The 10,311-nt window shown below is 71.6% G+C and carries 10 protein-coding genes; 1 reads left to right on the forward strand and 9 read right to left on the reverse strand.

What is annotated here, in order from left to right:
• From H0488_RS18665 to H0488_RS18670, 3 genes are all read right to left on the reverse strand, one after another.
• On the reverse strand, positions 1–530 hold a 530-nt coding region (locus H0488_RS18665), incomplete at its 3' end, for a histidine kinase dimerization/phospho-acceptor domain-containing protein (protein WP_183100745.1).
• Entirely contained in the window at positions 527–754 is a 228-nt protein-coding gene (locus H0488_RS24305; RefSeq protein WP_312856429.1) for a winged helix-turn-helix domain-containing protein, read from the reverse strand. The genes H0488_RS18665 and H0488_RS24305, both read right to left, overlap by 4 nt.
• Positions 755–761: 7 nt before the next feature.
• Complete coding sequence (locus H0488_RS18670; protein ID WP_246372466.1) at positions 762–1,244, reverse strand: response regulator transcription factor; 483 nt, start codon at positions 1,242–1,244, stop codon at positions 762–764.
• 130 nt (positions 1,245–1,374) lie between these two features.
• On the opposite strand from H0488_RS18670, the gene H0488_RS18675 reads away from it, so the two are divergent.
• Positions 1,375–3,477 carry a M36 family metallopeptidase gene (locus H0488_RS18675; RefSeq protein ID WP_183100746.1) on the forward strand — a complete coding sequence of 701 codons (2,103 nt, stop codon included), beginning with the start codon at positions 1,375–1,377 and terminating at the stop codon, positions 3,475–3,477.
• 13 nt (positions 3,478–3,490) lie between these two features.
• Here the strand turns inward: H0488_RS18675 and H0488_RS25135 are convergent, their stop codons facing one another.
• The 6 genes from H0488_RS25135 to H0488_RS18705 all read right to left on the reverse strand — a co-directional run.
• Positions 3,491–4,804 carry a cytochrome P450 gene (locus tag H0488_RS25135; protein ID WP_220794774.1) on the reverse strand — a complete coding sequence of 438 codons (1,314 nt, stop codon included), beginning with the start codon at positions 4,802–4,804 and terminating at the stop codon, positions 3,491–3,493.
• Positions 4,805–4,814: 10 nt separating this feature from the next.
• Positions 4,815–6,641: a peroxidase family protein gene (locus tag H0488_RS18685; protein WP_183100748.1), complete on the reverse strand. Its 1,827-nt coding sequence runs from the start codon at positions 6,639–6,641 to the stop codon at positions 4,815–4,817.
• Positions 6,642–6,713: 72 nt separating this feature from the next.
• Entirely contained in the window at positions 6,714–7,574 is an 861-nt protein-coding gene (locus tag H0488_RS18690) for a hypothetical protein (protein WP_183100749.1), read from the reverse strand.
• A 37-nt stretch (positions 7,575–7,611) separates the two neighbouring features.
• Positions 7,612–8,454: an SDR family oxidoreductase gene (locus tag H0488_RS18695; protein ID WP_183100750.1), complete on the reverse strand. Its 843-nt coding sequence runs from the start codon at positions 8,452–8,454 to the stop codon at positions 7,612–7,614.
• Complete coding sequence (locus H0488_RS18700; protein ID WP_183100751.1) at positions 8,451–9,959, reverse strand: flavin-containing monooxygenase; 1,509 nt, start codon at positions 9,957–9,959, stop codon at positions 8,451–8,453. Before H0488_RS18700 ends, H0488_RS18695 begins: the two co-directional genes overlap by 4 nt.
• Positions 9,956–10,311, reverse strand: a 356-nt coding sequence (locus H0488_RS18705; protein ID WP_220794775.1) for a hypothetical protein, incomplete at its 5' end; no start/stop codon positions are given. The genes H0488_RS18705 and H0488_RS18700, both read right to left, overlap by 4 nt.

Consider the following 10,311-nt stretch of genomic DNA (forward strand, 5'->3'; position numbering starts at 1 on the left):
GCGCCGACCCGGGACAGGTCGAGCAGGTCGCCGACCAGGCCGGCCATCCGCTCGCCCTGGTCGAGCGCGGCGCGCAGGGTCGCGGGGTCGGGGTCGGCGACGCCGTCGGCGAGGTTCTCGAGCAGCGCGTTCAGGGCGGTGAGCGGTGTGCGCAGCTCGTGACTGACGTTGGCGACCAGCTCCCGGCGCTGCCGGTCGACGGTGGCGAGCTCCTCGGCCATCCGGTTGAACGCGACGGCGAGCTGGCCGACCTCGTCCCGCGAGGTGGCGGACACCCGCACGCCGTGGTCGCCGGACGCCATCCGGGTGGCGGCGGCCGTCATCTCCCGCAGCGGCGAGGTCATCCCGACGGCGAGCAGCTGCGTGACGGCGAGGGCGAGCACGATCGTCACCGGGATGCTCAGCAGCGCCGGCACTCCCCCGGCTTCGCCGACCGTCGCCACGGCCACCGCGACGACCACGCTGGCCGCGACCAGGAGGCCCAGCTTGACCTTGACCGAGCGCACCGGGTCGAGGACCCGGACGCTCATCGGCCGGCCCCGGTCTCCAGCGCGTAGCCGACGCCGTGCACCGTGCGCACCCGGTCGGCGCCGATCTTGGCGCGCAGCGCCTTCACGTGGCTGTCGACCGTGCGGGTGCCGGACGCCCCGGGCCATCCCCACACCTCGGCGAGCAGCCGCTCGCGGGTCAGGACGGTGCCGGGCTCACCGGCCAGGCACAGCAGCAGGTCGAACTCGGTCGGCGTCAGGTGCACCTCCTCGTCACCGGCCCAGACCCGGCGCGCGCCGGCGTCGACCCGGAGGCCGCCCAGGTCGGCGGGCCCGGTGCGGGCGAGCTGCGCGGCCCGGTCGACCCGGCGCAGCAGCGCGGNGGTCGACCCGGCGCAGCAGCGCGGCCACCCGGGCGACCAGCTCACGCATCCGGAACGGCTTGGTCAGGTAGTCGTCGGCACCCACGCCCAGGCCGACCAGGATGTCGGTCTCGTCGTCCCGGGCGGTCACCATCAGCACCGGCACCGGTCGAACGGCCTGGATCCGCCGGCACACCTCGTGGCCGTCGAAGCCGGGGAGCATCACGTCGAGCACGACGAGGTCCGGCTCCTTCTCGGCGAAGGCCTGCACGGCACCGGGTCCGTCGTACGCCTGCGCGACGTCGTACCCCTCCGCCTCCAGGCGGTCGGCGACGGCCCCGTTGATCACCGGCTCGTCCTCGACGACCAGGATCCGACGGGGCTTGTCACTCATGTCGCGAGCGTAGGACCGACCGCCGCCCGGAAGCGGGGACGACTCGTGAAGATCCTGTGCAGATCGGCGGTGGCGCAGAGCGGCAGTGCGGGTCTAGCGTGGAACGTTGGTTCGTCCCTGAGGAGTTCCCATGCGCACTCACATCTCCGCGCGATCTCGCCTCGCAGGACTGGCCGCGGCCGCCCTCGTCGCCGCTGTCCTCGCAGCACCCGCTCCCATCGCGGCCGGCCAGGCCGCACCCACGCCCGTCGACGCCAAGGAGCGCGTCCACTGGGCCGACGGCAAGGCGCTCGGGCGCGCCGGGCTGGCTCCGGGCCGAGCAGTCAAGCAGTACCTCGACACCGATGCCGCCGACACTCTCCGCGCGACCGGCCGCGCCTGGACGGTCCGCGGCGTCACCTACCTGCGGATGCAGCAGTACGTCGCGGGGTTGCGGGTCGCGGGCAGCGACGCCAAAGCCGCGTTCGACGCGAAGGGCAGGTTGATCAGCCTGGTCGAGAACACCGTCCGCGCGACCGACCCGAGGGCGGCCTCGGCGAGCGGAGGAGACGCGCTGCGGGCCGCCGTACGCTCGCTCTACCCCGGTGGCGCACCGGGCTGGCTGCAGCCGCCCACCGTGGAGAAGGTCGCCGTACCGATGAGCGACGGCCGCCTGTCCGAAGGCTTCGTCGTGCTCACCTGGGACGAGGACAACCTGCTGTTCGAGACGCTGGTCGCCGGCAACGGCTCGGTCGTGCGCAGCGATGCGCGCACCACGTCCGACGGCTACAACATCTTCCCGGAGCACCCGGACGCCACGGCCCAGACGCTGGTGACCGACCCGGCCGATCCCGCCGCTTCGCCGGCCGGGTGGCTCGCCGGCGACCAGTGGAGCAACCACATCAGCGGCAACAACGCGCACGCTTACGTCGACGCCGACAACGACGACGCCCCCGACCCGAACGACGAGGTCGAGGCCGACGGTGTCTTCGACACGGCGTTCGACGCCGGCACCCAGCCCACGGCCGGCGACAACCCCGATGTCGCCGTCCAGAACCTCTTCTACTTCAACAACCTGATCCACGACACGCTCTACGCCGCCGGCTTCACCGAGGCCGCCGGCAACTTCCAGAACGACAACTTCGGCAACGGCGGGGCCGGCGGCGACGCCGTCGAGGCCCAGGCCCAGGACGGCGGCGGCACCGACAACGCCAACTTCGCGACGCCGCCCGACGGCCAGCCGGGTCGGATGCAGATGTACCTGTGGACCCCGCCCGGTGGCTACGAGGTCATCCAGAACGGCGTGACCTACGCGGCCCAGCCGGCGTTCTTCGGACCGCCCCTCGACAGCACCGGCGTGACCGGACCGTTGGCACTGGCCGACGACGGTGTCGGCACCGGCTCCGATGCGTGCGAGGGGCTGCCCGCGGTTGCCGCGGGGACCGTGGTCCTGGTCGACCGGGGCAGCTGCAACTTCTCGGTCAAGGCGATCAACGTGCAGCGTGCCGGCGGCGCGGCGATGCTGGTCGTCAACAACGTCCCGGGCCCGGCCGTGGGCATGTCCGGCCCCCGGGGCGGTCGGATCAAGATCTCGTCGCTGATGGTGAGCCAGGACGACGGCACGGTGATCCGGAGTGCCGCACCGGCCGCCACGACGCTGCGGCAGTCGCCGACCCCGCCCCCGTTCAAGGACGGCGACCTCGACGCCGACATCGTCTGGCACGAGTACGGCCACGGCCTGACGTGGCGGATGATCGGCTCGATGGGCGGCCCGATGTCCGGTGCCGTCGGTGAAGGCATGAGCGACGTGCTGTCGGTGATCACGGGCGACGACCCGGTCGTCGGTGAGTACTCGTTCAGCGACGAGGGCGGTATCCGGCGGTTCTCCTACGAGGGCTACCCGAACACCTACGCCGACGTCACCGGCGCCGAGGTCCACGACGACGGAGAGATCTACGGCGCCATCGGATGGGACCTCTGGAAGTCGTACAAGGCAGCCGGGCTGGGCCAGGGCGACATCCTGGCCGACCTGGTGGGCGGCATGAACTTCACTCCGGGCGGGCCGAACTTCGAGCAGATGCGCGACGGCATCCTGATGGGCCTGACCGCCGCCGGCAACGAGGACCGCACCTGCCTGGTCTGGACCTCCTTCGCCAAGTTCGGCGTCGGCGTGGGCGCCACCAGTCGCGTCCGAGGCCCGAACATCACGGCCACCGAGTCGTTCGCGGTGCCGCCGGAGTGCGCCACCCCCTGAGAACAGACCCCACCTACAGCGCGATCTCCAGGCCGTAGACGTCCAAGGCGTACGGCAGCTTGTCGGGCGTGAGCCGGGGACCCTTCGTGAGCTTCGGCTCCCCGACCTTGACCAGCTGGCCGAGGAACGCCTGCCCCAGGAAGACCGCCAGACCGGCGCCGGGGCAGCCCTGCGGGCCGTGGCTGAAGAAGTTGAACCGCCAGTCGTCGGCGGCGTCGCCGGTGACCCACTCCTCGGGGGCGAACCGATCGGCGAACGGCACCCGGTCGCGGTTGCGGTGGTTGTAGAGGTTGTGGATCAGCACCTGGGTCCCGGCCGGCGTCTTCTGGCCGTTGACCCATCGGTAGTCCTCGGCCAGCACCCGCCCGAAGAGCGCCGTGGTGGGCCACAGCCGCATCGCCTCGAGGATGCAGCCGGCGAGGTACGTCGCGCCCGTGACGCTCTCCACCTCGGTCAGGTCCTTGCCCGCGACCTCCGAGCGCACGACTCCCATCACCTTGGAGTGGGCGGTGAGGGCGGCGAGAGCGCGGACCAGGTTGGCCGGCAACGTGTCGCCCATCGCGAAGAGCCAGTGGATCAGCTGGCCCGGGACGTCGGTCCGGTCGCTCTGCGGCGCGTCGGCGACCAGGCCGGTGAGGGCAGCGGCGTCGGGCGCGGCGACGTACTCCGCGAGCCGCGCGTGGAAAGCGTCGTACCCCGACGCCGGCTCCCCGGGCATCTTGTTGCCGGCCGCCATCAGCGATCCGAGCTGCTCGGTCAACGCGGTGTCGTCGGCCGCGGCGGCGCCGAGCACGACGATCCGCGTGAGCCGCTGGAAGGCGAGGTTGACGTCGTCGAAGGTGATCGGACGACCGAGTGTCAACAGCGCGTCGGCCTCGTCGACGGCGACCGATGCGAAGCCGCCCGCCAACCGGTGCAGCGGAGCCCCCGTGTCGAGCACGGCGTCGGCGAAGGCCCGGCGCTCGATCCACAGGTCGCCGCGCGAGATGGTGAGCGCCGTGGGCTGGAACGCGCTCATCCCCTTGCGCTTGGCGTCGGGGTCGGGGGCGAACGGCGACGGCGAGCCGCCGAGGACCACCCGGATGTCGTCGGGATGCGTGACGAGCAGCGCCTCCTCGGCGCCGACCCGCACCCAGAACGGGTCCGGGCCGTACTTGCGTGCGAGCCCCTCGACCAGCCGGTAGGCGAGGTGGTCGGCCGGCAGCCTGCCGACCGTGCTGACCACGAGCTCCCGCTTCCGGAAGAGGCCCTGCAGCACGTTGGGTACGCCGACCTGCGCGGTGAACCGCACCCCCTCGATCACCGAGGCGTGCTTGAAGTCCGTCACCACAGCGGGTTCACCACGGCAGGTACGACTTCACGGTGTCGGCAGCCCGCAGGATGACCGGCTTCTGGCCGGGGGCCGGCGCGCCCAGCTCCGGCCACGGCGCGAAGACCCGGTCGACGTCGCCGATCACCGGCTCCAGCTCCGGGTAGTGCCGCAGCAGCACGTCCTCCATCGAGTTCTCGTTGACCCAGTCGAAGCCGGTCCTGGTGTAGACCTCGGGGCGGAAGTCCTTGGTGAAGAACCGGTCGCTCTTGAGCCGCCGCGACGCCATCAGGATGAAGATCCGGAACGCGACGTCGGAGAAGCCGAAGCCCTTCGGGGGCTGCTCGGCCTGCATGCCGATCTGGAGGTCCACGGCGTCGACGTCGCCGCGGTAGATCTCGTTCATCTCCTGGGCCCACTGCTTGTTGGGCGTGATGTCCTCGATCCGCTTGCGCCGCGGCATCCGCAGCGCCTCGCGGAAGTCGTTGTAGCGCGGCACGCCGCGCTCCCGGTCGCGGACGATGTCGAGGGTCGCCAGGTCGGTGATCTGGCCGTCGACGCGGGTGAGGTTGCGCAGCGAGTTCGGGTAGTTGTGGAGGCAGACCGCCCCGGCGCTGGCCTTGCCGATGGAGTACCACATGTCGCCCATCTGCAGGCTGTCCATGAAGTCGCGGGTGTAGCGGCCCTGGAGGTCGGTGAAGAAGGCCTCCTGCACCAGCACGCCGCTCTCCAGCGAGTAGAAGCTCCAGTCGTCGGGGATGAGCGGATGCATCCGGTAGACCGACACGAACTCCTCGGTCAGCGAGAACGGCGCGCTGTGGTGGTCCGTGGAGGAGCCGATGATGCCCGACAGGGCTTCGCTGTCGCCGATGCGGCCGACCTTGTCGCGGAAGGTCTCGCCGAGGGCGCCGTACCAGTTGGCGCTCATGCCGATCTGGAGCGCCGGGTGCCGCAGCACGCAGGGCGTCCACTCGACGGTGTGGATCTTGGCGATCAGGGCGGACACGACGAGGACGCCGAGCTCGAAGAGCCGCTGGTCGTCGTATTCCGGGTGCGCCTTCTTGATCGCGGCGACGACGCTGTTGTGCTCGCGCGCGAACAGCGTGTGCAGCAGGCCGGGGCCGAACCACCAGTTCTCCTGCATCCCCGTCAGGTCGACGCCGGGGATGTCCTCGCTGAGCGGCAACCGGCCGTCCTCGTCGACCTTGATCCGGCCGTCGACGAAGGTGCGGACCTGGCCCTGCTTCTCCTGGCCGCTGCCGTAGATCTGCGAGCCGTCCCACCAGTGCGTCTCCTGGTTGGCGAACACCGGGGCCGGACAACCGTCCTTGATCTCACCGTGCAGCGGGATGGTCTCCCGGATCCGCATCGGGTTCTCCGGGAAGTCGTCACCCTCCTGGATCGGGATGTCGATGACCTTGTCGGCCACGCCGTTGCCGTGGAAGAACCAGTTGTGGTTCTCGAACTGCAGCCACGCCGCGCCCAGCGCGTTGAGGATGCCGGCGGGCTTGAAGGTGTCGCGCGCCATCAGCTTCCGGCTGATCTCGCGCGGGTCGGGGTTGAGCAGGTTCTTGCGGTCGACGACCGTCTTCTCGATCGGCACGTTGCGGCCGAAGCCGGTGCCCTTGGCGCCCATCATCGGGCAGCCGAGGTCGTTCCAGGTGCCCTCCGGGGTGCGGGCGCGCTCCACCGCGGGGGTGGGCACGCCCAGGTCGCCCTCCGGCCGCATGTCCTCGCCCTCGAAGAGGTTCTTCTCCCGCAGGTCCTTGCGCTCCTTGGTCAGCGCGCGGAGCTGGAGCACCAGGGAGGGATGCTGGTACCACTCGAGGTTCAGCGGGTTCAACGGGTCGACCATGCGGCACTCCTTCGTCCGGCACCTGACTCCCCGAGGGGAAACATAGGGCCGCGGCGGCGCCGTGAACAGGCCCTACTGGGGGAAGCCCACGTGGACGTGGTCGCTGTGCGTCGGGTCGGAGAAGTACTGACTGCCGCCGCCGTCCAGGTCGGAGGGGCCGCCCACCTGGGACGCACCGGTGTCCGCCGCGACCCGCATCACCTGATCCACCGACCCGGCCGCGCCGGCGTCGACGACGAGCCGGCCGTCGATGCTCCCGATGTCGTAGGCGCGCCCGTCGGGATGGTTGCTGCGCCGGTCGGTGCCGAAGACCTGCACCGGATGGGCCGAGACCAGCACGCTGATGCCGATCCGGTGTCGCTCCGCCACCGCGAGCATGGACCGGAGCACCACGTCGGACACCCGCCCCGCGGCGACGTCGACGCGACCGGCCCAGGGCAGCGTGATGCGGTCGCTGTTCAGCACGCGACGGATCAGGGGCCCCGGATGCTCCAGGGGCGGCACGGGTTCGGCCGCAGTGATCGAGTCGACCCGCCAGCCGTCGCCGGTCCGGCTGATCTGCACGTCGTACGTCGTACCGCCGCCGCCCACGAAGTCGGCCTCGACCAGGATGCTGGCGGCCGGCGGCAGGTAGCCGAAGTACTGCGTGTACGTCACCTGCCGGACGTCGGGCAGCGCCTCGACCGCGCGCGCCGCGGCCCGCTTCGCGGCACCGTCGACCTCGGCGGGATGCGGCTGGTAGCGGGTGGGACGCGGTGTCGTGGCTTCGGTCGGGGTGCCGCTCGAGTCGGGCGTGGATCGGCTGTCGACCGTCCCCGGCGTCACCCGGTCCCCGTCGTCCGCATCCGACGACGAGCAGCCCACCAGGACGGCGAGGCCCGTGACCAGGAGCATCGATCCCGCCGCCGCTCGGACGCCGAAGACCGCTCCCATGCTGGCAGCGTAGGTGCCGCCGCCACGCGTCGTCCGGTCAGTGCTGGTTCTCGATCCGGTCGAGGTAGGCCCTCCGCACCGAGTCGTCGACCCGGGTGATCGCGGCGTCGTCGTGCGCAGCGCGCCGGAACACCCGCATCACGCCCTCCGGCACCAGCGGTGCGCCGTTGGCCGCCAGCCCGACGTACGACGGCACGGCGACCTCGGCGCGCCTGCTGCGGACCGACTTCACGACAGCGGCCGCGATCTCCTCGGGCTCGACGTCCGGGAGCAGGCCGTAGTCGATGCCGGACGACAGCTCGGTGCGCACCGCGCTCGGCAGCACCGCCGTGATCGAGACGCCGGTGCCCTCGAGCTCGAGCCGGGTCGCGGCGGTGAGGCCGACGACGGCGTACTTGCTGGCGTTGTAGACCGCGAGCCCCTTGATGGGGAACTTGCCCGCCAGGGACGCGACGTTGACGACGTGACCCCGGCCGCGCGCGACCATCCCGGGCAGCACCAGCCGCATGCCGTGGATGACGCCGTAGACGTTGACGTCCATGGTGAGCCGGTCGATCCGGTCCGGCTGGTCGAGGAACGGGCCGTTGGGCATGACGCCGGCGTTGTTGACGAGGACGTCGATCGGCTGCCGGTGCAGCGCCTCGGCGGCCGCGACGAACCCGGCGTACGACTCCTTGTCGGTGACGTCGAGCCGGTGGCCGCTGGCGGTCGCCCCCAGCTCCGTGGCGACCTCCTTCACGAGCGCGTCGTCGAGATCACCCAGGGCGACCTGGGCGCCGGACTCGACGAACGCCCGTGCGGTCGCCAGCCCGATCCCCCGGGCGGCACCGGTGATCGCGACCAGCGCGCCATCGAGGTCGATCCTCGGGTAACGGCTCATGCGGTGGCCTCCCTGGTCTCGACGGGGTCGAGCACCGACCCCGGGGTGATCTCGAAGTCGGCCTGCTCGAACCGGCTGATCCGACGGACCAGCTCCCCGGTCGACCACGGCCAGCTGAAGCTGTTGCGTCCGTTGGCGTCGATGAAGTAGCTGTGGCAGCTGGCGCCGCTGTAGGCGGTGCCGACGAGCGCGCGCTGCACGTCGTCGACGTACGCCGCCTGCGCCTCGGGCCGTACGGCGAGCGCGGCCCAGCCCCGCTCCCGGGTCATCGTGATCGCGTCGACGATCATCGCGACCTGCGACTCGGCGATCGTGAAGGCGGAGCCGTGACCAGTGCCGAGGCTCGGCCCGAGCACGACGAAGGCGTTGGGGAAGCCGGCGACCACGGTGCCCTGGTAGGCCTCCGGCGACCCCGCCCAGTGCTCGGCCAGGGTGCGGCCGTCGGCGCCGCGGACCAGCTCGGCGACCGGCATGTCGAGGATGTGGAAGCCGGTGCCGAGGATGATCGCGTCGACCTCGGCCCTGGAGCCGTCGGCGCCCACGACGGTCGAGCCGTCGACCCGGTCGACCCCGGTCGCGTGGACCTCGACGTTGGGCCGGGTGAGCGACTGCAGGTAGTTGTTGGAGAACAGGATCCGCTTGCAGCCGAGCAGGTAGTCCGGGGTCAGCTTCGCCCGCAGCTCCTTGTCGCGGACGGCCGCCCGCAGGTAGGCCTGCCCGATCTTCTGCAGCCCGTGCATCAGCGGCTTCGGGTGGTGGAACGCGACGCCGACCGCCTCCATGGCGGCGTACTCCACGGCGCCGAGCGTCCGCTCGAAGAGGGGGACGTGGCGCTTGACCCACTTCTCCGCGTCCGGCACGTGGTGGTCGACCTTGGGGAGCACCCAGTGCGCGGTGCGCTGGAAGACGTGCAGGTCGGCGACCTGCGGCTGGATCTCCGGCACGAACTGGACGGCCGAGGCGCCGGTGCCGATCACCGCGACCCGCTTGCCGGCCAGGTCGACGTCGTGGTTCCAGTGCGCCGAGTGCCAGACCTCGCCGGGGAAGTCGCCGAGTCCCGGCAGGTCCGGGATCTTGGGCTCGTTCCACGGTCCCGCGGCCGCGACGAGGAACCGCGCGGTCATCGCGCCCGCGGTCGTCTCGACCTGCCAGCGGAGGGCAGCCGCGTCCCAGTGGGCGCCGACCACCTCGACGCCGAACCGGGTGATCGCGTCGAGCCCGTGCCGGCGGGCGACGCCGTCGACGTAGGAGAGGATCTCGGGCTGCGTGCCGTAGACCCGCGACCAGTCGCTGTTGGGAGCGAACGAGAACGAGTAGAGGTTCGACGGCACGTCGCAGGCGCACCCGGGATACGTGTTGGCCCGCCAGGTGCCGCCGTACGTCTCGGCCTTCTCGAGGACGACCACGTCGCCCTCGCCGGTCAGGCCGGCCTCCCTCAGCTTGATCGCCGCGGCGATGCCGGAGATGCCGGCGCCGATCACGACGACCTCGTGGTGGGTGCTCATGCGGTTGCTCCTTCGAGTGCGGCGGCGACCCGGCCGGGGACCGCCGTGCGCGCGGCGGCCAGGGTGGCGTCGCGACGGGACAGGTCCATGAAGTTGGGGCCCATGGCAGCGAGCTCCTGGGGTCCGGGCTCGACCCGGACCACCCGGGTCCCGGCGGCACGGAGGGTGGCGATCTCTCTGTCGAGACCGCTCGTCATCTGCGCGCGCAGCAGCCGCTCGACGCGGCTGAGGCCGTTGGCGGGGGCGCCGCCCGCGGAGGTCATCGGGGCGACCACGACCACCTCGTCGAGCGGCTGGTCGACCAGCGGGGAGGCGAGCAGGTCGGCGGACGCCGACGACACCGCACCGCCGT

Source organism: Nocardioides pelophilus (assembly GCF_014180685.1).
Lineage (GTDB): Bacteria > Actinomycetota > Actinomycetes > Propionibacteriales > Nocardioidaceae > Nocardioides > Nocardioides pelophilus.